Genomic DNA, 1,478 nt, shown 5'->3' on the forward strand with positions numbered 1-1,478 from the left:
ACTCCACCCCTGCGGCTGACCTGACTCTAAAGGGGGCTTTGACGGCTGAAGAATTGGTGGTGCCCCAATCCCCCTTGCAGGTGCGCATCGAGCGAAGGGAGGGCTTGTCTTTGGAAGAAGCTCTGGAGATCGCCGTTGCCCAGAACCCGGCTGTGCAGCAGGCCAGACTGACTGTCGAGCGGGCCGAGGCCGGGGTAGCTCTAGCTCAAGCTGCCTTTGCTCCCACCCTCTCCAGCCGTGCCAACTACCAGTACAGTGAGGCTCCCTCTCCTGGTGGTGGGCCAAGGCGCGAATCCCACACCCTCTCGGCCAGTGTGGTGCGGGTGGAGTATACCGCCTTTGACAGTGGCCTTAGGGAGCAAAACCTGAAGCTGGCCCAAGAAGCGCTGCGCATCGCCCAACTGCAGCTGGAGCAAACGCTGCAGACGGTCAAACAAGCTGTGGCCAATGCCTACTACGATCTGCAAAGCGCGGACGCCAGGGTTGCCATCAGCCAAGCTGCCGTCGAAAGTTCCGAAGCCACCCTGCGGGATGCTCAAGCCCGAGAACGGGTCGGGCTGGGTACCCGCTTTGAGATTCTCCAGGCAGAGACGGAATTGGCCAACAATCGACAAACCTTGCTGGCGGCTCAAAACACCCAACAACTGAATCGCCGCCGCCTGGCCGAACTGCTGAATTTCCCCAGCCCCACCGACGTGTTGGCCAGCGACCGCATTGAGCCGATGGGGGAGTGGGATCTCAGCCTGGAAGAGACCATCATTGCTGCCTTTGCCCAACGACAGGAATTGGAGCGCCGGCGCCGAGAATTGGAGCAGGCCCAAAGCCGCCTGCGCCTGGCACAAGCCCGCAATGGCCCCCGAATTGGCTTGTTCGCCAGCCTCGATGCCGTTAACGATTTCAACGCCAGCCGCAACAGTTTTGATGTTGGCTATTCGGTGGGAGCCAATTTCAGCTTGACTTGGTTCGATGGAGGAGAAGCGGCTGCCCAAGCCCGCCAAGCCCAGATCGATGGACAGGTGGCCGTGAGCAACTTCGTCGGCACCCGCAATGAAATCCAGCGGGGGGTGGAAGAAGCCTTCCTGACCCTCAGCTCCAGCCGCGAACAGATCGACTCGGCCAAAGTGGCAATTGCCTCAGCAGAAGAGAGCCTGCGCTTGGCCCGGCTGCGCCTGCAAGCGGGGGTGGGCACCCAAACGGAGGTGATCAATGCTGAAGCTGCCCTCACCACTGCCCGTGGCAACCTTTCCAATGCTGTAATCGCCTACAATCGCGCCCTGGTACAACTGAAACGGGCCATTGGCAGCCTTTGACTTGAGCCTTTCTCCCTCACTCCCAGCCCTTCTTCCAAAAGGAGAGGGGTGCTATGGATACCGCGACGAAACAGTTCTATTCCAACTTGAGCTGTTGTGACATACTCCCGCACTCATGCTGATGCAAAGCGCTCCGCGCCGCTAGCGCGAAAAGGACATTTCCTGCGC

General features: G+C 60.1%; 1 protein-coding gene. It reads left to right on the top strand.

Translation table 11 applies throughout. The features are described 5' to 3' along the window. The coding region (locus tag NW837_RS15065; protein WP_414332423.1) for a TolC family protein at positions 1 to 1,310 on the top strand (1,310 nt) is incomplete at its 5' end. Positions 1,311 to 1,478 lie beyond the last annotated feature (168 nt).

Source organism: Synechococcus sp. R6-10 (assembly GCF_047461815.1).
In the GTDB taxonomy this organism is placed as follows: Bacteria; Cyanobacteriota; Cyanobacteriia; order Thermostichales; family Thermostichaceae; genus Thermostichus.